Annotated in this window: 17 protein-coding genes; 8 read left to right on the top strand and 9 right to left on the bottom strand. The window is 52.5% G+C overall.

All coding sequences use genetic code 11. The annotated features are described in order from the left end of the window. The first annotated feature begins 159 nt into the window (after positions 1 to 159). The gene (locus ACO0LL_RS10325) at positions 160 to 4,872 is read left to right on the top strand and encodes a hypothetical protein (RefSeq protein ID WP_422950777.1); all 4,713 of its coding nucleotides are present in this window, start codon (positions 160 to 162) and stop codon (positions 4,870 to 4,872) included. 16 nt (positions 4,873 to 4,888) lie between these two features. Here the strand turns inward: ACO0LL_RS10325 and ACO0LL_RS10320 are convergent, their stop codons facing one another. Beyond that, positions 4,889 to 6,922, bottom strand: a complete 2,034-nt coding sequence (locus ACO0LL_RS10320; protein ID WP_422950776.1) for an ATP-binding protein — start codon at positions 6,920 to 6,922, stop codon at positions 4,889 to 4,891. Between the two features lie 652 nt (positions 6,923 to 7,574). Between ACO0LL_RS10320 and ACO0LL_RS10315 the strand changes: the two genes are divergently transcribed. From ACO0LL_RS10315 to ACO0LL_RS10295, 5 genes are all read left to right on the top strand, one after another. Then, positions 7,575 to 8,033: a hypothetical protein gene (locus ACO0LL_RS10315; RefSeq protein ID WP_422950775.1), complete on the top strand. Its 459-nt coding sequence runs from the start codon at positions 7,575 to 7,577 to the stop codon at positions 8,031 to 8,033. A 238-nt stretch (positions 8,034 to 8,271) separates the two neighbouring features. Further along, positions 8,272 to 9,402: a hypothetical protein gene (locus ACO0LL_RS10310; protein ID WP_422950774.1), complete on the top strand. Its 1,131-nt coding sequence runs from the start codon at positions 8,272 to 8,274 to the stop codon at positions 9,400 to 9,402. A 189-nt stretch (positions 9,403 to 9,591) separates the two neighbouring features. Beyond that, a complete protein-coding gene (locus ACO0LL_RS10305) occupies positions 9,592 to 10,701 on the top strand; it encodes an aminoglycoside phosphotransferase family protein (protein WP_422950773.1) in 1,110 nt (369 codons plus the stop codon). Beyond that, positions 10,698 to 11,720 carry a T3SS effector HopA1 family protein gene (locus ACO0LL_RS10300; RefSeq protein WP_422950772.1) on the top strand — a complete coding sequence of 341 codons (1,023 nt, stop codon included), beginning with the start codon at positions 10,698 to 10,700 and terminating at the stop codon, positions 11,718 to 11,720. Before ACO0LL_RS10305 ends, ACO0LL_RS10300 begins: the two co-directional genes overlap by 4 nt. Beyond that, on the top strand, positions 11,717 to 13,066 hold the full coding sequence (locus ACO0LL_RS10295) for a lanthionine synthetase LanC family protein (RefSeq protein WP_422950771.1): 1,350 nt from the start codon (positions 11,717 to 11,719) through the stop codon (positions 13,064 to 13,066). Before ACO0LL_RS10300 ends, ACO0LL_RS10295 begins: the two co-directional genes overlap by 4 nt. 135 nt (positions 13,067 to 13,201) lie before the next feature. Here ACO0LL_RS10295 and ACO0LL_RS10290 read toward each other — a convergent pair whose 3' ends face one another. The 3 genes from ACO0LL_RS10290 to ACO0LL_RS10280 all read right to left on the bottom strand — a co-directional run bounded on the left by ACO0LL_RS10290 (position 13,202) and on the right by ACO0LL_RS10280 (position 15,599). Continuing rightward, the gene (locus ACO0LL_RS10290) at positions 13,202 to 13,501 is read right to left on the bottom strand and encodes a DUF1843 domain-containing protein (protein WP_422950770.1); all 300 of its coding nucleotides are present in this window, start codon (positions 13,499 to 13,501) and stop codon (positions 13,202 to 13,204) included. Positions 13,502 to 13,620: 119 nt separating this feature from the next. Continuing rightward, complete coding sequence (locus ACO0LL_RS10285) at positions 13,621 to 15,090, bottom strand: GDL motif peptide-associated radical SAM/SPASM maturase (RefSeq protein ID WP_422950769.1); 1,470 nt, start codon at positions 15,088 to 15,090, stop codon at positions 13,621 to 13,623. A gap of 56 nt (positions 15,091 to 15,146) precedes the next feature. Then, positions 15,147 to 15,599, bottom strand: a complete 453-nt coding sequence (locus ACO0LL_RS10280) for a DUF1843 domain-containing protein (RefSeq protein WP_232063093.1) — start codon at positions 15,597 to 15,599, stop codon at positions 15,147 to 15,149. 220 nt (positions 15,600 to 15,819) lie between these two features. Here ACO0LL_RS10280 and ACO0LL_RS10275 point away from each other — a divergent pair, with 220 nt between their 5' ends. Together ACO0LL_RS10275 and ACO0LL_RS10270 are read left to right on the top strand one after the other, a co-directional pair. Beyond that, positions 15,820 to 16,443 carry a class I SAM-dependent methyltransferase gene (locus ACO0LL_RS10275; protein ID WP_422950768.1) on the top strand — a complete coding sequence of 208 codons (624 nt, stop codon included), beginning with the start codon at positions 15,820 to 15,822 and terminating at the stop codon, positions 16,441 to 16,443. Positions 16,444 to 16,577: 134 nt separating this feature from the next. Then, the gene (locus ACO0LL_RS10270; RefSeq protein ID WP_422950767.1) at positions 16,578 to 17,663 is read left to right on the top strand and encodes a hypothetical protein; all 1,086 of its coding nucleotides are present in this window, start codon (positions 16,578 to 16,580) and stop codon (positions 17,661 to 17,663) included. Here the strand turns inward: ACO0LL_RS10270 and ACO0LL_RS10265 are convergent. From ACO0LL_RS10265 to ACO0LL_RS10245, 5 genes are read right to left on the bottom strand one after another with little or no spacing between them, the layout of a single operon-like run. Continuing rightward, positions 17,660 to 18,094, bottom strand: coding sequence for a GAF domain-containing protein (locus ACO0LL_RS10265; RefSeq protein ID WP_422950766.1), 435 nt, complete (start codon positions 18,092 to 18,094; stop codon positions 17,660 to 17,662). The genes ACO0LL_RS10270 and ACO0LL_RS10265 overlap by 4 nt on opposite strands. Before the next feature lie 31 nt (positions 18,095 to 18,125). Further along, positions 18,126 to 19,025: an EboA domain-containing protein gene (locus ACO0LL_RS10260; RefSeq protein ID WP_422950765.1), complete on the bottom strand. Its 900-nt coding sequence runs from the start codon at positions 19,023 to 19,025 to the stop codon at positions 18,126 to 18,128. A 23-nt stretch (positions 19,026 to 19,048) separates the two neighbouring features. Further along, entirely contained in the window at positions 19,049 to 19,996 is a 948-nt protein-coding gene (locus tag ACO0LL_RS10255) for a UbiA family prenyltransferase (RefSeq protein WP_422950764.1), read from the bottom strand. Continuing rightward, positions 19,993 to 21,213, bottom strand: coding sequence for a metabolite traffic protein EboE (gene eboE / locus ACO0LL_RS10250; RefSeq protein WP_422950763.1), 1,221 nt, complete (start codon positions 21,211 to 21,213; stop codon positions 19,993 to 19,995). The genes ACO0LL_RS10255 and eboE overlap by 4 nt, the downstream gene beginning before the upstream one ends. 7 nt (positions 21,214 to 21,220) lie before the next feature. Further along, complete coding sequence (locus tag ACO0LL_RS10245) at positions 21,221 to 22,516, bottom strand: 3-dehydroquinate synthase (RefSeq protein WP_422950762.1); 1,296 nt, start codon at positions 22,514 to 22,516, stop codon at positions 21,221 to 21,223. Positions 22,517 to 22,650: the final 134 nt, after the last annotated feature.

The following is a 22,650-nucleotide window of genomic DNA, read 5'->3' as shown; positions in this document are numbered from 1 at the left end:
AAATCATTTCCCGTTTGCCCGCTAAAGTCGTTAATAATTCATTACTAGCGGGCGTGCGAGATGATAAGCAATATCAAAGCTGACAGTTATTCCCTCAAGAGTTTTGACGCAAACGAAACTCCTTCCTCACCCACTCCATCGTCCTCTGATGCGTTGAGCATGAACGTTTCACACGCAGGCGGCAGGGACGCAGCAGACAGCACGACCTATTCGCAGCGCAATCATTATCTGTATGTACAGTTGCAGAACGATTTAAAAAAATCGGGGGCGCCAGAATTGCAACTGAACTTGCCCAAAGGCTCATTGACTGAATCCTGGAATAGCTATCTGAAGACGCAAACCACGGGCAGCCCGCTGAAAACTGCAGCATCAGAAAAAATAAGACCGCGCAGTACAGAATCCATCCAGGACTTGCTCAAGCGCCGCATGAAGGAAGAGCGCGTCAGCCTTGGCACACCTGCCCCCAGGTCTGTCAGTTCACCGCCGGCCTCGCTGCGCAGCAGTGTTAACAACTCCATGCAGAGCCAGTTGCTTTCTCGCCTGAACAGCAAGGATGAAACTGCGGTTGCAGGCACGCAAAAACCCCAGGCTGCGACAGGACCAGTGATTGACCCGGTAACGGGTGCGATCAACCGTGAAAATCTGGCCAGGACAGTGCGCGCCCTGATACAGGAATTACCACCGGTACCAGCGAGCCCGCTGGATTTACGTGAAAAAAGAAGAGCAAAGATCGTTGGAGAATTACATACCGTGCTGGCCCTGGCCACCAGCAAAAATGCCTTGCCTGAAGATGAACTCGGTCTAAAAATCCGGCAAAGTTTTTCACAAGCCGCCACTGACTCAAGAAAACTGGCACGCAATCTCGCCACCTCCATGTTCAAACGCCCGTTGTTTACACCTGAACCTGAACTGGCATTGACGTATAGCTGCATGGGTGCCCTGCTCACAGAATTAAAACGCATACACCTGACTGCCGCAGCGCCCGCAATTTTGGACAAATACGCCGCAGCTGAAGCAAAGAATATGGAGAGCGTGGCACCAGGCATAGATAAAGCCCGGCCCGGTGCCAGCCTGGTTGTATCAAAAAGCATAGGTGCCAAACATTCTTTCTTTGGCGTCGGTAGCCTGGGCGGCAGCCTGCAAAAGACCAATGTCCTTAGCGTGGATGAAGATGGAGATCACAATTATTGGGAAATGCTGGGCGGGCAAATAAAAGGCGGCTTTGGTGACAAGGTACACGGCTGGGGATATGAAGCCAGTGGCAAAGTCAAAGCTGAATTTGGCACGACATTTTTTGAAACAGCGACGACTGCCGAGATGGCGAAGTTGATCGCAAACATGCATGCGAACCAATTGCTGAGCCAGAGGTCGGCTGGGCAAGGCGCAGAAGCACTCGCAAAGGCAAAGGAAACCTACAACAAGATTGCCAAATTCGTCATCGGCAGGCGTTATGAAAGTGATGCGACTGAGCCCACTTATCTGAACGACGCCAAACTGGCCAAAGGTTATAACACTTCAAAACTGATGCATATTGCCAGTGCGGCTGACGGCATGCTGGGGCAAAAAAAGATCACTGACTTATTTGCTGCTGCCTATCCCAGCGCTGCACAACTGGCATATAAAGACCAGGGTACAGATGCTGCCAGCAAATTGCGCTCGCCCATCAATGCGTCCATCCCTGATTCGGTCGGCTATGCCAACAATAAAACTTTCAGACCGGCGATCAATAGTTTAACGGGAACTGTCGCCGCCGAAATTGGCAAGAAACACAATGAAGGCAGCTGGGCAGCGGTTGGTGGCAAGGCGGCAGGAGAGCTGACAGTCAAAAATCTGGCCATGCATATCAAAACCGCCGAGCCAGCACATCGCCTGCTTGACCCTGTGCATTTGCACGATATGGCACAGACCATGGAAGTGCATCAACGGGTGGAGAAACTGAATAATCCTCGCCTGTATTTGTATCATTCATTGCGTACGGTCATGGAACAAGGTGCTCCCGGTGCAAGCGATGTCAACAATAAACTGGCGACAGAAGCCCAGCATTTTTACGGGAACAATGGCCAGATTCCTGCGCAATTCAAGAGCAGTATCAATGCGCCTGATGTCAATAAATTATCCGGGCTGACTTCCGCTTTTGCTGAGCTGCATCATATCTATAGTAATTATCTGGAGAATGCCAATCTGGTGTTGGCCAAACCAGACCGTTATCTGCCGCCTGAATTGAGAAATGATTTCCAGGCAAAGAGGGAGCATGCTTACCAGGCGATCAATGCCGAAATCTGGCAGGGTAAAAACCAGCAAGGCTTGCAAGCCGCATTGAAAGACCCAGAGAAATTCGTGGCCGAAAGCTATGATGGTATTTCACTAGCGCTGGCTTCTGCAGGTACACACCTGAGTTTGCTCAAACGGGAAATCGCCAGGGAAGAGGCAGCCCATCCATCGACATATCCGGCAATCAGGGAACAAAAAATTGCCGCGATCAGGGCTGCGGATAAAGAGTACGCAAAGATACGTGAGCTCATGGATACGACCTTGCTGCCCATCAAGCGGGAAACATTATCAGAACACATGCTGTTGAAAGAACGGGCACTCTGGCAAAGGCAGGATTACTCGGCAAAATTGTCGGGTTCTGGCGGCTCGAATTTCAATATAACCGATACCCTGCCAGCGCAGACCGGGCAGATTAAAGAAGACGGACAACATAACCCCAGTTTTTCGACTCAGGTAGGGAATATGTCTGTGTCTGTAGAAACAAAAGTACAAAATGCTTCTTCGCAGATCAACTCGGGGCGGCTGGGGCAATTCATGCTGCTGTCGATCAGTGCAAATGCTGGCCAGCCCATTACCGGCAAGCTGGCAGAAGAAGGTTTGCTGCTGGTGATGGAAAAATTCTATCCCGGTACGTCTGCCCGCGAGTTGCGCTCGATGACGGAAGAAGTTTGCCAGCAATTGCGCAGCATACAAGGGGTGGTGGCAGACCAGGGAGCTGGCGCCACAATCGAGTTGAAATTGCACCGGATGCCAGGGGTAGGCTCGAAAGCGCGGTTTGAAATGCAGCATATCCGTGCCATGGCCAATACGGATAGCGGCATGAGTGTTTCCGTTCCGTTGGTAGTGACAAAAGCCGGGGTCACATCTCTGTCACTCAGCAATAAAGATTCGACGACCTCGGTTGTCAGTGAAATTATTGGCCCTGACCTCAGCTATCTGATGATGCGCTCTTCTGCCATGAAAGAAATGCTGGATTTGGGCAAGAAAAATAATGCTTCACTGTCTGAGATGTTTGCTGCCAATCCGCAAATGAAGGGTCAGTATTTGGGTAACCCTGATCTGTTCATCAAATTGATCGACAAGCACTATGAATATCAAGCCATCTCCAGGGCTGGATTTGATATTTCAACCATGCCCATGCCAAATGAATTCTTTTGGTATTTTGAGCAAGAACCGTATAAACGTGCCGCAAGCATGGCAAACGAAGTGGCCCATTTTGCACCCGGCTCAACAAAGGACGATAGCGACCCATTCGCAAAAGCACCGGATACTTTGCTGAGCCAGATACGCAATATGCAGTTGCCCGATAGCATAGACTGGGAAAAAGAAAAAGCAGTGATAGGCAAACTGTCTTCTGTCGAGCAGCGCCTGGCTTATTTTGAAAGCCCGAAGGGCCGCCAGGTTTTCGATCATTTCGTCAACATCATTGACGTCACCAAACAAGTCAACAGCGCGGCGATGATCCATGGCGAACACCGCAATGACGGATTCAGTATCAAAACCCCCAAGGCAGAGATAGCAAAAGATGTGGCCGATAGCATCAGGAATCTCGACAACAAGAAAAGCCTGTTTGGACAATTAAAATCTGGAATGGCCGATGTCATGCGGCCAGAAAGAAAGACCCTGCGCGAACTCAAACCCAATGAGCTTGAGATCATCTCCAAAAACATGACGCTCACTGACCGTGTCAGGGTTGAAGCCTTCAAGGAAATAGCCAAACGATCTGCCCTGGGCAAAGCTGCAGCGCAGGAGAAAACAGCGGACACATCCACGCCACCACCAGCTACGTTCAATTCCAATGAAGCAGGCAAAAACATATCCAGCCTGCAGAAAAGTTTTATCAATGGCACACAGCCTGCCAAGACTGAAAAAAGCAGTAGCGAAGCTGTCAAATCTCCTTTCGATGCAAAAGGCGCATCAACGGCGGCGAAGAAAATTATAGAGATACAAGGAACTGCTTTTGGTGCTCAGGGGAATGAGACCAACAAACTGGTACAAGGGAGTATTTTACCTACGCTCAGGACTCAGGCAGGCTCATCATCCGACGGCAGGGCCGCGCAGGCAATCGCTGAAGAAACAGAGCGCATGGCGAAGCTGATGCCAAAAGTAGAGAGCTGGATGAAAGCAAGGAACATAGGCATCGTACCCAACAATGGCGATGGCCTGAATTGCCTGATCATTTCCCTGTTACAGCACGCCACGAAAGATTATGGTTCGCAGCATACAGAAATGGCGGGCAAGTTGCGTACCGCAGTACAGAATAAATATCCTGAAGTAGGTAGCAAAATGCTGTATTCAGATGATGCACCATTCAAGTCGCTGGTGAATTTTATCAACAAGAAATTTAATGCCGACATGAATGTGCTGATCGTCCAGCCGGATGAAAACGGCAAGCCTGTCGTATTGCCCACCAACCGCACCGGAAACAATGATGTGGTCATCATACAAAAAGGGGCGCATTATGAAGCGGTGACCATGGCATCTGCTGCCACCCAGCAAAGCAAAGCGGATTTGCTCGACATTCCAGCCTTGCCCAGTTCCAGGCTGACGCAGATATCTGACAGGCTGGCAAACCCGAATGGCTTGTCACGCAAGATTTAAGGAAAAGCTGAGCTGCTTACAAATCACTGCCGCGCTGTGCGGCAGCGGGTAAGGTAAACCAGAACACGGTGCGGACACCAGCTTGTGATTCAAAACCTATGCTGCCGCCCATGGTTTCCACAAGGTTCTTGGTGATGTTCAAACCCAGGCCCGCGCCACCCAGGTTTTTTTCGCCATGCTCTTCTGCCTGGGCGAATTTGCCAAAAATACGCGGGCGGAATTCGTCAGGAATGCCTGCACCACGGTCTTCAACCTCTATCCTGAAAACCTCATCCTCAAGCTTGAGGCGGATTTCTACCTGTACATGCTCAGGTGAATATTTGGCCGCATTGGACAAGAGATTGGCAAACACCTGCATGATGCGCTCAGAGTCGCCCATGACCCAGGCCGACCTTGGATATTCGGTCAATGCAAAAGAAGTCTGGCGCTCCTGTGCATAGCCGGTATTTGCTTCTATCGCCTGCAAGGCCAGGGTGGTCAGATCGACACGCTGAATTTCAAAACGCATGTGACCAGAGCTGATTTTTTCCATGTCGAGGATATCGTTGACCAGGCCAGTCAGGCGCTTGCTGTTGTTATGGGCTATGCGCACCAGTTGCAAGGCCTTGGGAGTGAGCTCCATCAGCGTGCCAGATTCCAGCAAGCCCAGCGCACCCCGGATCGACGTGATGGGAGTACGCAATTCATGGCTGACCGTAGAAATGAAGGCCGCCTTCATATTATCTACTTGCTTGCGCTGGGTAATATCACGCGCAATCGTGGAAGCACCTATGACGTTTTGTTCACCATCATGTACTGGTGACATGGCAACAGAGAGCTGGATTTTTTCACCGTTCTTGCGCAGCCCTGTCACTTCAAAATGGCTGACCCGCTCTCCCTTGATGATGCTACCCAGATGTGCTGAACTGGCGATCACGTCATTATCTGCATACAGCAGCCTGGAAGAACGGTCCAGCACTTCTGCGGCCTGGTAGCCAAACAATTTCTCTGCTCCCTCATTCCAGCTGGTGATGATGCCATCCAGAGATTCGCCGATGATAGCGTCTTCCGAACTGTCTATGATGGCAGACAACTGGGACAGCTTTGCAGCCGCTTGCAACTGTTTTTCAAATTGTCTGACGATGACAGCACCAAAGATCAGCAGGATGATGATCAGCACGCCATTGCCTATGCCTTGCACTATGGCACTGGAGCGCCAGGCTTCCAGCACTTCTTCCCTGGACAGAGCAGCCACCGCTATCAGGGGGAATTGTTCAAGACGGCTATAACCGACTATCCGTTCTACACGATCCAGCTTGGAAGTTGTAGAAAATGTGCCGAATTTATTGACAGCAATCTGCTCGCGGAAAATGGGGCTGTTAATGTATTTTTTTCCCAGCGCACCGACTATCATGGGCCTGCGCAGGATCAGTGTGCCATCATCTGTCAGCATGGCGATAGAACCTTTTTTACCGAGGTTGATGCTGTTGAAATATTTGAGCAGGAAATCAACATCAATATGTGCCAGCACCATGCCGCCGTATTCACCATTCTTTTGATTGAGGCGATGCGACATCAGGAAAACCCAGCTGCCATCCTGTACCACTTTGGCGGATTTGCTGATATACCAGCCAGCGTCTGCATGTGTTTGGTGATACGCAAGATTATCGTGTTCGAGTTCACTGGCCAGGGTAAAACCGGCATTGCTTGATGCCATGACCTTGCCATCAGCGTTGATCACCGTCATGAGTTTTAACTGCGGCAGGTTATCCATCTCGCGCTTCAGGGTCAGCGTCAGTTTGTCACGCTGATGCAGATAGCCGGCATCCTGCTCCAGCCTGTCCAGGACAGAAATGATGGCAGCATCCACCGCCTTGAGCGTATCACCGGAATGCTGGGCCATGGCCTGCGCCAGATTGCCGGCGGCCACATCACCGGCACGCACGGCCATCTCATGGGTTTTCCACATTTGCCAGATGCTATTGCCAGTCAGGACCGTGCATACCAGCGCAATAAACACATACATGGCTAACTTGATGGAGGTGCGCTTCACTGGCATTAAGGTATTCACTCAAGATCAACGGGAAAGGATATCTGCCCTGCAGGCCAGTTCACTGGAACACGCCGCATCACAGTGACTGAGTTCCAGGACTGCATCATTGTAAGTTGTCTGTCATAAATAGGCGAATGAATCAGCAGCCTTGCGATGCAACTATATATCTTCCATGGCGACTGCTGGCTTCACCATTCAAGACAAGCAGATTCGCTGCTCAATTACCTGCCAATTACCTGTCACTTACCTCAGTATTAAATTTCCCTTGAGACAAGATAGTAATAAATTGTTACGTATTTCGACCTTGACAAATATTAATAATAAATTAACCTTGAATGATTGACATGCAAATAAAGTAATAAGCATATGTAATTAATTTCCTCGCCTGCAATCTCTCCCTTTTTGTGATTTTTGAGTGTTTGAGCCCGTTTCCAAACGGCTCGGGGTGGATTGTTGTCGCCGTCTTTTTTTGCATGTATGGATTTGCATCACATCAGGGATTTTGAACGTGTCATCTGGCTGTAACGGTGATGCGTGTTGTAGCTGCAAGGCAGGGGCCCGGCTTCTGTTTGTTGAATATTGTTGTCCAAAATTTTCTGGAACAGTAATCGGGTATCAGCAAAGCCCTAAGTCCGATAGTGTTTCAGTGCCAACCGAATGGAGAATTGTGATGGCGAAAGACAAGTATTTTGTAGAAGTATTGGCTGCTGATCCGGCGAATATTCCTGATGTGGTCTTGCTCAACGGCTTTGTGGGTAATTCTGCACTGGAAGGCTATACCCGGCTGTACCTGAATGCAGTCCTGAATGAATATTATGAAATCCCCAGCGAGGCAATCTTGCACACGGCAGCGGCATCTGCCAGCAGCAATAATCCACTGGAAACCGCCTATGTATGGATCAAGGCCGACGCCGAACTCATACGCAAAGGCAAGAGCGTGGCTGACACCAAGCTCAGTTTTTTCAACGGGCCCATACAAAGTGCCCAAGCTGCATCCGCAGCATCCGCCGCCAATGCAGCAGCCCAGGCAGCGGTGGCTGGCGGCCCTACCGGCGTATTGAACTGCACGCAGGCCCCGGCGCAATGCGGCAACACTGCATGGCCAGGTTGCCCTGACACCCCGAAATAATCTGACAGAAATTCCGACAAGAATTCAGACCGAAATACCCGAATTGGAATATTCGTGATGTGAAGGGCCCTTGCCTGACTGGCCTTTTTCTCATGCGAATGTGTGAAGAATGGCGCATGTCACTGCCCTGTTTTTTTTATCAGAGGCATGCATTGCTGCCATTAGTTTGTTGCTTTGTTTTTCCCTGGTTTTCTTTTTTGTTCATGAAATGCAGTACCACTCTTAGGAGAGTTTTGCCATGACTACTCAATTACCGATTTGTCACATCAACACATTGATTCCTCAATGCCTGCCTGTGACTATTCCGGCCGCATGTCATCATCTGACACAACCACCACAATGCCTGCCAAACACCTCGCCTGTCATCTGCCATGTGACGCAACCGCCACAGTGCTTCCCGCAGACTCTTGCTGGCCCAATTTGCCAGCATGTCACCAGCCCTGCGATATGCCACTTCACCCATAATCAACCTCAATGCGGCATACAATGTCAGGCTAATACACGCTTGCCTATCACTACGACCTTCGATCCGACCATATTCCAAACCCACACACCGGTACTACAAAATCAAACACCGGTACTCCATGGTGGCGTAGGTGGCGGCCTGGCCGCACCAGCGCAGGCACAAAACTTTGCAGGAGCAGCAGCACCTGCCCAGCAATTTGCAGCACAAGCCAATGTCGGCCCAACTGGCGTACAGCATTGCACAGCTGCCCCGCAATTTTGCGGCAACACAGCGTGGCAGCCTTGCCCGCCCATCGGCCCAACCGGTGTACAACATTGCACCGCTGCACCTCAGGTTTGCGGCAATACGGCATTGCAGGCTTGCCCGCCACAACAGGCGCAACATGCACAACAGGCGCATTTCCCTTTCCACCCCACCACAAACCCTACTGCCAATACCCATTGCTTCATTTGCCCACCATTTACCGTTGAGGCACAGCAGGCTGCACCTCAGCAAGCACAGGCAATGAATCCAACGAATGCGACGCATTGCTTCGTTTGCCCTCCACACACACTGGAAGCGCAACAGCAGGTTGGACCAACCGGCGTACAGCATTGCACAGCCGCACCACAATTTTGCGGCCATACCGCGTGGCATGGTTGCCAGCCACCACTGTCGGCACCACCACATTGCCCAACCGTTGCTGCCGCTGTTTGCCACACTGCTGCCACGGTTTGCACACAAACGGTAGCGCCTACGCATCTGCTCGGTTGCACTTGCCTGCCCATGACCGTGGGTCCGGTACATCCAACCAACCATATGCAAGTTTGTGGCAACACTTGCCTGCCAATGACGGTAGGGCCTGTTATTCCTACGAATAACATGCCAATTTGCGGCAACATCACTGCCCCTGGTTTTTGCTAAACAGGAAACAACAAGGTGCAAGGGAACTAAAGCAGTACAGAGCAGTTTGATCAGCCCTGGTAAAAACGGTCGGGATACTATCCCGACCGCGGGTTGACTCATTCTTAGTAAACCCCGGGTGCAATTTGCACCCGGGGTTTCGGCATACTGGCAAGCGTAAGGCTGCCGTAATACCAGGAGTAATCAGGAATGTTTTTGACCGCATCCAATATGGCCCACTATCTGCTGGCGCGAGGCACGGTTCCACCATGCGTGGTTGTCGATGGCGATTTCATGGTGGTAGAGGCAGGCCGCCGCAACCGCAATTACAAGATCATACGGCGCGATGGTTCAGGCTTGTTCGTCAAGCAGATCAAGGAAGTCGAACCCATGGCAATCTCGACCATGCAGCGCGAAGCCGCCTGCTACCGCATGGCGCAAAAAAATGGTTACGAAGCATTGGCAAGGCTGATGCCCGGCTTTGTCGATCATGATGCTGGCCGTCATTGCCTGACCATCAGCTTGTTACCCGGCGGTGAAAATCTGACGGAATTTCATGCCCGCAAAAAAACATTCCCAGCCGAGATAGGCAAGTTGCTCGGTGCTGCACTGGGGAGTTATCACCAGACCTTGCGCGGCAAGTCGTTGCGGACAGAAGACCTCAGCAATTTCCCACGCATGGCGCCCTGGATTTTAAGTTTTCATCTGAACAGTGTGCAGGCTGGCTCCACCCTTAGTGGTGGCGTGCAGCAATTGGGCGCACTGATCAGGCAATACCCTGACCTGCAGCAAAACCTGGCACGGCTGGCACAAGGCTGGCGCTATGACAGCATTATTCACGGTGACATGAAGTGGGATAACTGCGTAGTCTATCCTGGCCCCAATGGCGAGATGACTTTCCGCATCATCGACTGGGAACTGGTTGATTATGGCGATGCCAGTTGGGATATAGGGGCAGTGCTGCAAGCCTATCTGACTTCGTGGATATATTCCATGCCGCTGTATCAGGAATTTGACCCTGCCAGCTTTGTCGATAAGGCTGTCTTTCCGCTGGAGGGTATGTACCCGTCCATCCACGCTTTCTGGCGCAGCTATGTACAGACAGCAGGCATCGATAAATCGCAAGTCTATCCTTACCTGCTGCGCTGCATAGAATATGGTGCTGCACGCATGGTGCAGACTGCGTTTGAATCCCTGTATTACTCGCCCGTCATGACCAATCATGCGGCGACCTTATTACAGGTAAGCCAGAATATTTTGCGCGATTCACGGCAGGCAGCATCTGCCCTGTACGGGTTTAGCGGGGAGTTGTCATCATGAGTGACGCATCTACAAACAATGCATCCATGCGCGAAGAATTAAATGGCATCTATGCTGCCTTGCAAATCCACAATCAGCAGAGCTATGCACTGGGCAGCAATACCCCCATCCCGGTTACATCCACAGGTGCACAAACCAGCCCTGCCCAGGCATTGATCACCGCCATCAATAACAGCCTGTATGGCATGTACTATGTGCGTGACGCTGCGGGCGAAGCTGCGCTGCCATCACAAAACCTGGTAGCAAATTTGAGCCAGGCCAACCAGACCTCAGACCGCTGGGACCCCGGCTGGAAAATTTATCAGCAAAGTCCCGATGGCCGCGTCATGATACAAAAAGGTGAACGCAGCCGCACCGCAATGGCGGGCGAATATGCGGCCAACAAATGGCCGGGCATGCCAGCGCAGGCCGGTGAGCTGGTGAACTTGCGTGTGTATCCCGGCACTGCCGATATGCAGCAGGGGTTTTACTATGCGTTTGGCAGCAACCTGTCTGACCAGTTTGACGATTATGAACTGATACGTTTTTACTTCAATGTACCAGCGCATGCCGCAGCAGAATTACTCTACGGTCTTACTGCGCAGTTGAACCGTTATGCCCTGCCCTTCCGTTATAAAACCCTGGTTGATGCCAGCGCCTATCGCCGCGCTGATGCCGCTGTGCTATATATCGCCAAGCGCCACTACGCCATGGTCGCAGCGCTGATGCAGGATTTGCATGCCAGCCTGGGCAGCAAGCTGCGTGTAGCCACACCAATGTTCTGTAAAACCCTGATGAGCGGCATAGGTGTGGCAGAAGAACCCGGTACCGGTGAGAGCTTTGGCATGCACAGGTGCAGGCTGGTGGCAGAAGGCATGGTCGATGCCTGGCTGGCAGGCTCACAAAGCGTGAACGCACGTGCAGATGCCGTGCAAAAACGCTTTGCAGCAAGTGGCATAGACATGCGCACCCCTTACCTGAACCGCAATTCAGTCAACCTGTTTGAAACACCCGTATTTAACGGAGGCTTGCTGTTATGAATGCACCTATCAATGTACCTATGACTACGCCTGTAACTGCGCCTATGAATGCACCTATGACTGCACCCATCAATGCAGTCATCAATCCTTACAAAGAAGTTTATCTCGACGTTGCCGATCGCATAGGTCGCAATTTATGCCGCGATGCGGTCTGGGATGGGGCGCGCTGCAACTGGCTGGGCTGGTCCATGGAAGCCGTGAATCAAAACTGGGTACCAGCTTACCGCTCTTTTGCCGGTGACCTGTATGGTGGTACCAGTGGTATTGCCCTATTCCTCGCTGAACTGCATCAGTTCAGCGGCGACAAACAACAAAAACGCATACTCGAAGGCGCATTGAACCAGGCATTGTCGCTGTCTGACAAGATGCAAGGGCCAGCCCGTAGCGGTTTTTACGCAGGCAGCAGCGGCTTTGCCTATGTGCTGGTACGTATCGGTACATTATTGAAAAATGAAACCCTGATCGCCCGTGGTCTGCGTGAAATGGCCAGCCTCAAAGAGCAGGTGCCGGATGCGATGTTCATCGATGTCATCGGTGGCAGTGCCGGTGCCATACCGGCGATGTTGAAACTCGGCCTCGAACACCAGCGCCCCGACTTCATCACCATGGCGCAAAGCCATGGTGATTATTTGCTTGAGCACGCCAGCAAAAGCGACGCTGGCTGGTCATGGGAAACCATGCATGTGCCCGGACAAAAACACCTGACCGGGCATTCGCATGGCGTGGCAGGCATCGTCACCGCCTTGCTGGAACTGTATCGAGCCACAGGAGAAAAACGCTATCTGGACGGTGCCAACGAAGGCCTGCGTTATGAACGCAGCCTGTTCAGCGCCCAGCATAATAACTGGCCAGACTTGCGCATCATGGATGCCAGCCAGACAGATGCACCGCCGGTGTATAACATGGCCTGGTGCCATGGCGCGCCAGGCATAGGTTTATCGCGCCTGCGCAATGTCGCCCTGATGCCGGATGATGCCATGCTCATGCAGGAATTGAACGCGGCCATACAAACCACCGCGAGTTCACTGATGCCCGCCTGGGTGCATGGCATAGGTAATTTTTCGTTATGCCATGGTGCCTGCGGCAATGCTGAATTGATGATCATGGCCGGGCAATATCTGAAACGCCCTGACCTGACCCAGATCGCAGAAAAAATCGGTCAGGAAGGCTGGCAGCATTACGGCCAGTCCGACATGCCCTGGCCCTGCGGCGTGGCGGGTACGGGTGAGACACCTAACCTGATGCTGGGGACGGCGGGGATAGGGCACTTTTATTTGCGTCTGTATAAGCCTGAAGCTGTGCCTTCGGTGTTGATTGTGACACCGCCGGATAAGGCGGGGAGTTGATTGAAATTTTGTAGGTTGGGCTACGCTTCATCAGCCCAACACTTGGCCTCAACATACGTATACCTTATTTAAACGCCGAGTGTTGGGCTGGTAAACCGCAGCCCAACCTACAAGTTCAACCCAACCTACAAACTATTAAAACAAGCGATTGTAGTAAGCCACTTGCGCTTTCAAACGCGCGATTTCAGCCTGATCACCACGTGTCACTGCATCTTGTATCGCCACACCATACAAGGCTTGCGGCGGCAAGCCCTTGGCTTTCATGGCTGTTTCCAGCGACGGCAAGAGGCGTTCTATTTCTGATGCGGCTGCCAGATAGTCCAGTGCCTGATCGCGGACGGTGGACATTTTTTTGACATCGCCACTGGCGATGGCTTCATGCATGGGGACGGCATACAAGGCGGCCAAGGGTGCTGCGTGTGTTGGGGAAACCATATCTACTCCTTCGAGAAATCCTGGCATCAATATAAAGCCAGGCGGATTAAGGAAAATATTTATCAATACAAAATTTCCCCCGGCAAACCCCAAAAAATTTGGAGGCCGGGCTTTGATCGTCACACTGTGCTGGTCAGCACATGCAGGCGATCGAGTACGCTCTTGAGTTCTGTCATGACGGCTTGCCGTCTGGCTTCTTCAATGGCATATTTTTGTGCGGCGGCAGCGACATCGGCATGGCAGTGCGGGCACTCGGTTTCATCCTGCCAGATGTATTCATGACAGCTGCGGCACAATCCCAGTTCAGGCAAGGGATTGCTGCTGGTGCGTTCTGCCACGCGTGGTGCTGGCGCAGGTTCCTCGGGTAGAATTTGCCTGCCGGGAATTGCTTCTTCATACAGTTCAAACCGGCCTATGGCAAAAGGCTTGTCAGGCGCTGGTGCCACCTTGCGAATTTTTTCATGTATGCCACGTTTTTCCAGCTTCAGTGCACGGTAGTGGCAATAGGGATTATTGCCGGGCTTGCCGAACAGGGAATCTGAAGTCCAGGTGCAGCCACCACGGCAAACATCGGCGTAGTAGCAAGTGCGGCAATGGCCCCACAGTGAATCGATATTGCGCATGCGGCCAAAGTGCAGGGCCTCAGACGTGTTCCACAACTCTGCCACGGCAGTGTCACGGACATTGCCACCACCATAGGTTTCTGTTGCCAGAGATGGGCACCCCTTTATCGTGCCGTCCGCCTCAAGACCGATGACATTCTGGCCAGCAGCGCAACCTGTCCAGTGCAGGGTTTCATCACCGAGGCCACGCCAGTGATGCTCGAAGGGGCCGAAGTAACCGAGGTTGTTGCCAAAGGTCAGCAACAGGCCACGTTGCTGGCCTTCATGATAAAGCCGGTTCAACAGTGGCATGAGTTCCAGCACGCGGTGTGGCTGCAGCAACAGGTGGTCATTTTCTACCGCATTGCCCATGGCAACAGTGATCTGCAATTGCCAGTGAGTGGCACCTGCTTCGATGATGCGGTTGAACAGCGGTTCCAGTTGGTCTATGGTTTCTGCACCGATCTGGGTATTACAGCTGACACCCAGGCCCAGGGATTTGGCAGTTTCCATGGCACGCAGAGCATCATTCCAGGAACCTACGACACCGCGCACCCTGTCGTGATAATCCTTCATGCCATCAATGGACACGCCTATGCCAAACAAACCTGCCTGCTTGCCAGCTTCCAGCCTGGCGGTATTGAGATTGCGGGCGCCGGTTTGCATGCCTACGCGTATGCCGTGGCCAGCGATACGTTCCACCATTTGCAGCCAGTCCTTACGCAAGAAGGCTTCGCCACCTATGAGGGTGATTTCACGCGTGCCCAGAGCGGCCAGTTGATCGATCACGGAGAAGGCTTCTTCGGTGGAGAGTTCACCTACCCTGCGCTTGCCTGCGCGAGAACCGCAGTGGCTGCATTTGAGATTGCAGGCAAGGGTAATTTCCCACACCACATGCACAGGCGTATGGCCGTTGAGGTCGGACAGCGTACGCGCCCTGGCGGGTTGGGATGCTTGAGAAGATTGAGATACCTGAGTTTGTTCCATACTTGGCTCCGGTGGCAAATGCCAGCAAGCTGGCATCCGGGATCATGCGGCTGTACTTATTTGCTGGCGTTGAGTTGTGCCAGCAGGCTTTGAGCGAGTTCTTTCAGGCGATCAACTTCGGCCTGATCACCGCGCGCCTGCGCATCCTGTATCGCGACGCCATAAGGTGTGACAGGGTGAAAAGCGGCGGCAGAGTTGCTGACACCACCGAGCAGATTGCCATAGGAGGCAAGTTCAGATTTGATGCGGGCGATTTCAACCTGATCGCCACGGGCGACGGCGTCTTGTATGGTAACGGCATACAGGGGACGGATAATACCGCCCTTGCTTTTGATCGCGCTTTCCAGTTCAGGCAACAGACGGGCCACATCGGCGGCAGCCGCCAGGTGACTGAAAGCGGCATCACGCGCTGCGCTCATTTTTGCTGCGTCGCCACTGGCAATTGCATCGCTCATTGCGACTGCATACAGGGGGATGAAACCGCCATAAGATTCTTTACTGGTAGTCATAAAATTACTCCTTTAAGTGAGTACGGGTTATGAAACTGGGGTGGGTATCTATGAAATTCTGGAAACCTGCCTGCTATCAATATGGCAAGCTTACTTAGTATATTTTCAATTATCTAAAAGTCAATGTCATTATTCTTTTTTTAATTAAATTAAACAGATAAAGAAATCATCAAAGCCGATGCTTTACACTTAGCAACCCTGCCAAACACCAAACCAGAACATGAATGCGAATAAAGTCAGCGGTACCGAAGGCTATGCAGAGATGGCGGATTACCTGGTGCAGCAATGGCAGGAAATTTCCTTCAAAGAACATCACGCTGCCGTCTTGCACCTGCTGCCGGTAACACCTGGCCGTGTACTTGATATTGGTTCTGGCATAGGCAGTGATGCAGCGGCCTTTGCAGCAATGGGGCATCGTGTTGTCGCCGTAGAACCGGTCAGTGAATTACGCCTGCCGGGCATTGCGCTGCATGACTCAACTCTGATCACCTGGCTGGATGACAGCCTGCCAGACTTGTCCTTACTCAGTGCCAGGAATGAGACTTTCGACCTCATCATACTCAGTGCCGTTTGGATGCACCTGGACGAACTTCAACGACAGCGCGCCATGCCCAGGCTGGCAAACTTGATGAATGCATCAGCAACGATGATCTTATCGCTACGCCACGGCCCTGTCCCTGCCGGGCGACGGATGTTTGATGTCAGCGCGGCAGAGACCATAGAACTGGCCGCGCTGCAAAACCTGGAACCCATTTTGCATGTAGAGGCAGCGTCAATACAAAAACTCAACCAGCAAAGCGGGGTGACATGGACGCGGCTGGCGTTCAGACGTGCCACATCATAAAGCGACAAAAATACAAAGGTGTAAGCACACATATCATATTGACCATAATTGCCTTTTGTGAAACACTGACCTGCATTGAACTCATTTAGGCTCATTTTCAGGCTCATTTTCAGGCTCATTTTCAGGCTCATTCCATGGCAAACCCGCTACCCATCGTTCTGCCGCAACTCATGATGCAGCAGCGATGCGCATCCAGCATTGTCTTGCGCGGCCTGAATAATCCACGCGGCATCAAACTCAAACAAGATGGCAGCCTGTTGCTGGTGGAAGCAGGCAGTGGTGATGCTGCACAACCGTTCTCCGGGCGACTACTGCAATTCAAACAAAATGCTGATGGCGGGTATGCAAGGTACGAGGTACTTGCTGATGGTTTTCGCTCCATGAATATGCAGGCACGCATGTGCCGGGATGAAATATTCGGACTTGCCGATATCGCGTACGGCGATGGTCGCTGGTTGTTGAGCCAGACAGATTATGTTGCTGGTTCACGTATTCTTGATTTGACTAGCTTGCCGCCTCAGCCACTGATACATAGCAGTGGCAATTTAAATGCGCTTTGTTATCACCCACAAAGACGAAGCTGGCTCACGGTCAAGCCAGATACCAATCAGGCGATAGAATTCATTGATGGCCAGCCAGAAGCGGTGGTCGGTGTGCTGGCAGATTTATCGGGTGGTCAACACGCCGTACCTGTGACGATTATCCTTGATCAACATTCAAAAGTGGATAGTGGCGATCAGCCGGTATTGATTTCCCTGTTCTCTGGCGAGTTGCAAGACGATGCCGACAAAATGGGCATCAACTTTGAAAAAGGCGTCAGCCAGATCGTCTGGCTCGATCTTGCTACGGGTGAAGTCAGCACAGTCATAGCAGGCCTGACGCTGGCCACCGGCATGGCATACACTGAACAGGGGCAATTGCTGGTGCTGGAATTATGCGAGGATTTTTTAGAACCCATGCCTGCAAATGAAGTACCACAAACCGCATGGCATGGTGGCTTCAAGCGTTATTCTGGTCGCTTGCTTCGCTTTGATCTGGACAAGCGCACGGTAACCTGCCTTGCCAGACATCTGGATACGCCGTCGAATTTATGCGTGGCAGGCAATACGGTCTTCATCAGCGAAGGCATGGGTCTGCCCGGCCGCCCCATCGCCAACGCGGATGGAGAAACCGAGGCCCTCGAAGGCTATGTACGCAAACTGATATTGCCCGAAAACTAGATCGCCTGTAAACGCGCAGTCAGCTCAGCCAGCTTGGCAGGGAAAGGGGCCTGTGCCACCCACTCTGCCGGGTCACCTTCTTTTTGCCAGGCGAAACCAACCACGGCCATGACATCGCCCGCTTTGCTGAGCAGGGGAATCGCGATTGCCGCCTGCGCGCCAACTGCCTTGGCACCGGGTCGTATATTGCCGCTTTTATCGTCTTGCAGATTGCAGGTTTGCACAGGTGTCTTGCTTAGTTGTGCCGCACCTGCCATGCCCTTGCCATGACTGACATGGGCAACGATGGCGAGCACAGGTTCAGGTATGCGCAAGGCGGCACTCAGGTATAAATCTTCACCGCGCTGTACATGGATAGTGCCTGCGGCAGCATCGAGATTGGCGATGCTGTCTTCCAGCCATTGCTGATGCTCTGTGTTTTTTTCAAACATATTCATTCTCCTCAGTTTATGAGTATTGCTATCAGTGTGAGTCTTGCAGCAGCTCTTGCCAGCTCTGGTCTTTTGCTGCGGTGATCAGATTCTGTTGTTGGCACAGTGTGCGAATCTTGCTGTCATGGGCAGGCAGACTTTTGGCGATCGCCAGCTTTTCTGCCATGCTGCCTTGTTCAAGTGTGCGCAATAATTCTGGTTCGCCAAGCAATGCCAGTTGTGGTGTCACGCAGCGCCATAATTCGGGACTGATGGCCCGCCCCGCTGCCCAGCGTTCATGGGCGAGATCAATCAGGATAGCAGCGAGGGCAGGATTATTCCTTTGCTCCAGCCCTTGTATTGGCCATAGCGGGCTGTCGAGAAAAAAACATTTGACGACCATCTGGTTCCACGCTGCCTCATCAAACGACAGCATGGGGTAAGGGTTACGGTGCGCCATCGCTTCAAAAATGGGACGCATGCTGGAGCGTATCGCTTCGCGGGCGCGGTGTTCTATCGCCACCGCTGCGGGATACAAGGGAAAGCCGGAATACAAAGCGATCAGCTCATTGATCTCTGCACTGTCAGCGATGCTGTCGAGCTGCCTAGCGAATTGCGCTTCATCTCCGGCATAGCTGGCGAGCAGGAAAGCCACCCTGGCTGCGATATCGACGCTCCAGGCCGAGGGGTCAAAACCAGGGCGCAATGCGTGCGCTGCGGCCAGTTCCTCTACAGTCAAATTCAAATCCTGTTTGCCAAGTTTGCGCGAAGCCATGCCCATGGCGCGATACACATCACGCTCCTGTTTCGCAGTGCTGATTTGCTGGCATTGCAGGCGGAACCATAGCAAGGCTTCTGGCGTGCTGCGTGCGGCTATCCAGATATCGAGTTGTGACAATGCTGCAGCAGTTGGCGTCAGTGCCTGCATTTCTTCTAAAGATGGATGTCTCATGATTGCCGCCTTCAAATGATGGATCAGGTTCCGGGAATGACACGCTGCAAAACCCTGGTCAGGACAAAGGCGCAAAGGCAAAACGCGACGGCCGCAACACCACCACCGGCGATGGCAATCACCAGTGCATCCAGCAAGGATGTTGCAGCAATCAATTGCGCCACGGCCTTTGGTACCGAACCTGCAATATGGCGGGTAATCAACAGACGCACAGCGATGACGTCTGCAACGATCAGAGCCAGCAGCATCAGCAAGGCCAGCCCGCCATCGGCCCAACTGGTGACAGAACGGCTGCCATACAAAAGCACGGGCAAGGCCAGTATCAGTAAGGGCCACAGGCTGCCAAGACGGTTCAAGCTCTCTTGTTTTGCAGCATAGGTCAGACCCACCACATGCGCCCAGATAGCCAGTGCTGCCAGCACTACCGTGGTATTGAGCAATACAGTGCTGGTCGGAGGCTGCTCGTTTGTAGTATTAAGCTCTACCATCATGACACTGGCAGCGGCAACAAAATACACCAGGGCGCGACACAGGCCCATGATCAGCGGGCTCAGTGGATTACCCTTGTGCCAGACGTTGTACAGCAGGATGGTCGCGGCCAGTGCACAGCCACAGACGATAGCCCAGTTGCCGTAATAGCTAAGTATGGCAATGCCCGCTACTTGCAGGACAAAGCCTATGGCAAACACAGCCCTCGCGCTGATCTGGCCAGAAGGAATCGGTCGCCCCGGTCTTTCGCGGGCATCAATTTCACGGTCAAAGGCATCATTCAAGTACATGCCCGCACAATAAAAAGCCGATATCGCCAGCATGACCAGCAGCATATGCATGAGGGATAAAGGACGACCAGTAATGCTGCCAGCAACGATGGCACCCGCCAGCACATTGGTCCATACCGTAGGCAGGTTGGATACCCGGCCCAGCCGCAGATAAATACTCATGCGGCTGTTATTCATGACTAAAGTATTCATGTCAGCAGTTCTTTCATGATAAAACTGAGCTCGCGCGCAATAGCGTGGGCCTTGGATTCAGTCTTCAAATGCGCAGGCAAGACATCCCAGGTATAAGTCTCGACTTCCAGATGCCCCGAAAAACCTTGCTTGCGCAAAGCCCGCAAAGTCGCCAGCAAATCTGCACGGGTTGATCCCAGTGTTGAAGCTTGCTGTTGCTCACTATCCCAGAAGATAGGCACATGGCAATGTACACGCCATTCACCGTCTGCATGGCCAGCCTGGTATGAGGCGAGCGCAGCAGGCAGGTCGGTATAACGCTGCAACTCATCTTGATTCTGGATCACGACCTGATGCAGATAAACACCATCATCAAAACGCCGCAATTCACTCAACAAATTTGCATGCATGACAGGAATGCGCAAGGCGCAAGATAACTGTATCTTGGGTATGCGTATGCCGAGCGCGGTCAGGGTCTGCATGGCATGGACGGGGTCTTCAAATTCGACAGCAGCATGGCAGACGTCATAGCACACACCCAGATGACGGCGCATCAGGCGCTCAGCCTGCGCTTCTGTGCAGGCGAGCAATGCAGCCAGCTTGCTAATGCTGTCTTTTGCCCATAGCTGGCCACAGAAAAAAGCCGTGGTCTCGCTCATGGTTTCCAGAAAACAGCAGGGCTCTGGTTCCAGTGCCAAGGCTATGCATTTTTCTGTCTTTTGTTCGATCTGGGCCAGCATGGCAACTGCCTGTATGAGCTGCTCAACAATCTGCTGTTGTGCATCTGCAGTCTGCGTTTCAGATTTGTAGGCACCGGGGACGGTGGAAATACTGCCTTCCATATCATCAGGCAAGAGCTGGCTCAAAATCGTGGCGCATTGCCTGGTGTAGCGCAAACGTTCAGCATCGCGCCAGTCTGGCAGATAGACTTGCTCCTTGACTCTGACAGTGTGAAAAGGCCCGTACGGAAAGGCATTGATGGTGAATACATAGGCACCCAGGTTTTGTAGTTGCACCTTGAATTGCTGCAAGACTGCAGGCTGCGCCAGACTGTCAGCGGCAATCGCCGACAGGCGCAAGCCTATGCCGAAGGGCTTGTCTTCAAGCAGCTCCAGTTTTTTCCTGAGTATGGGTATGGTTTCATCAAGACTGGCGCTGATTTCTTCCCAGCTTTCACCCGCATGGATATTCGTGCAGTAAGTCAGGTGCACGTTTTGCGGTGGCAGGGATATCAACATATCAGTCTCAGCCTGCGGTGGTGATGGATGCTGCGGTTGGTTTTGCAGTTGATACTGCGGCTGGTATTGTTAGCTGTGCGCTTGCCTGCAAGCTTTGCAGCCAGTCTATCGCGGTCCGCACCAGTCCGGCATCCATCTCATGCACTTCTACACCACTGCCTATCGCGGCCAGCAGGGTGATGGTTAACTCCCCACCCAGATGTTCACGAAATTCTCGCAAACCCTGCAGCACCAGTAATTCGTCTTGCGCACTCTGCGCGAGTAATTGCGGGTGCCACAAATCAAAACCTAATTGCGTCAACAAGCGGTGGATGCGGGCATCTTCTCCCGCTGGCAATAAACCGGCGAGGCAAGAATAGCGGGCATCCAGAGCAAGACCTATCGCCACCGCCTCGCCATGCGACAAGGCATGTGCGGTCAGGCGTTCAAGTTTGTGGGCGACCCAGTGGCCGTAATCGAGGGGCCGGGCGGAACCGCTTTCAAACGGATCACCACCATGCGCGATCTGGTGCATGTGCAGGCTGGCTGAACGGGCGATGACGCTGTTCAGGATTGCGCTGTCAAATGCGGCCAGCGCGGGCAGCTGTTTTTCCATCATGAGGAAGAAGGCATGGTCACGTATCAGGGCAACCTTGACGGCTTCTGCCAGCCCCGCCCGTTTTTCACGCGCTGGCAGGATATCAATGAAAGCCGCATCATTGATGACTGCCCACGGTGGTGCGAATGTGCCAATAAGATTTTTCTGTCCCTGCCAGTTGACAGCATTCTTGACACCGACACCGCTGTCATCCTGCGCCAGCACCGTAGTCGGGAAGCGTATATGACGCACCCCGCGGTGGAAAATCGCAGACGCATAACCGACTGCATCGAGCACTGCACCGCCACCTATGGCGATAGCATAGGAATGCCGGTCTATGGCACGCTCAGACAATGCCTGCAACAGTGTTTCTACGAGGGTGGGATCATTCTTGCAGGCCTCACCACCGGGCATCATGAAGATGTCATCGATCAATTCCATCGCTTCATGATGGAAATTGATATAAGTCAGTATCTGTTCGGCGAGACCAGGCATGGCTCTGGCCACACCCTCATCGAGAAAAATGGCGAGGCGGTGGCGGCGTTGCGGTTCGCGCAAAGTCACAACCGCACGAAAATCCGGATTGGCAATATCAAAGGCATCGCGGGTGGATACCACAGGGAAAGAATAATCGACGCGCACATGTTGCTGTTGCCAGGCACCGCGCAAGGCAGATGGTGCCGTCACATCAAGATCGGGCAGCCTGTTGAGTTCAGCCAATTTCACGATAAGTCCTTTTCATGGATATCCACATCCAGTTCACCATCATGCTGTAATTGATTATAAAACTGATATGCATTTGTTTGCAAATTTATCAATCCCTCCAGACAACATCGACAACATTGGCAACATCAGCAACA

Source organism: Undibacterium sp. TC4M20W (genome assembly GCF_049340245.1).
Taxonomy (GTDB): domain Bacteria; phylum Pseudomonadota; class Gammaproteobacteria; order Burkholderiales; family Burkholderiaceae_D; genus Undibacterium.
Note: the sequence above shows the minus strand (reverse complement) of the source record. Positions and strands in the feature narration are given on the sequence as shown.